This is a genomic window from Salinicola sp. CPA57, assembly GCF_003206035.1.
Classification (GTDB): Bacteria; Pseudomonadota; Gammaproteobacteria; order Pseudomonadales; family Halomonadaceae; genus Salinicola; species Salinicola socius.
In genome coordinates, this window is record NZ_PZJR01000032.1 from 1 (window position 1) to 663 (window position 663).

Genomic DNA, 663 nt, shown 5'->3' on the forward strand with positions numbered 1-663 from the left:
TCCCACGTTGCCTCGTCTTCGAGACCATCGACACTGATCATCGGGTCACGGGTGATGCCGTCACCGTCTGTGGCGGTATCCACCGCCAGCGCGGGTGTCGGGGCCTCCGGTGCCACGCTGTCCAGCGTGCTCGTGTCGGTAACCGTGCCGGTATTGCCGGCGGCATCGGTGACCGACAGCGTCGCGGTCAGTTCGCCATCAGTGAGACCGGAGAGATCCACGCCATTGGTCGTCAGATTGCCGTCCGCATCGACGGTGATATCCGCGGGATCGACAGTAACGGTATTGCCGCTGGCGTCACTGATGATCAGCGAGCTCACGGTCGCATCGCTTTCGAGGCTGCCGCTCAAGGTGACGTTGCCGGCCTCGTCGGCATTGAGGAAGCCGTCGCCGCCATCATTGATCTCGATGTCGTTGTCACCGGCGTTGGGTGCAGCGGTATCCACGATTGCCGTGGCGGGGTCACTGGTATTGCCCGCCGCGTCCCTGGCCGTGGCATTGATCGTGTCGCCATCGGCGAGCGGGTCGCTCGGCGTTACGCTCCAGTTGCCGTCGCCATCGACGAGGGCCGGGTCACCGATCGCGTTGCCCGCATCGTCGGTCAAGGTGACCGTGCTGCCGGGTTCGGCGGTGCCGGTGATGATGTCGCCGTTGGTCGGGTCG

General features: G+C 65.2%; 1 protein-coding gene. It reads right to left on the reverse strand.

All coding sequences use genetic code 11. From position 1 onward, the window contains the following. The coding region (locus DOM36_RS19805) for an Ig-like domain-containing protein (protein ID WP_198651348.1) at positions 1-663 on the reverse strand (663 nt) is incomplete at both ends.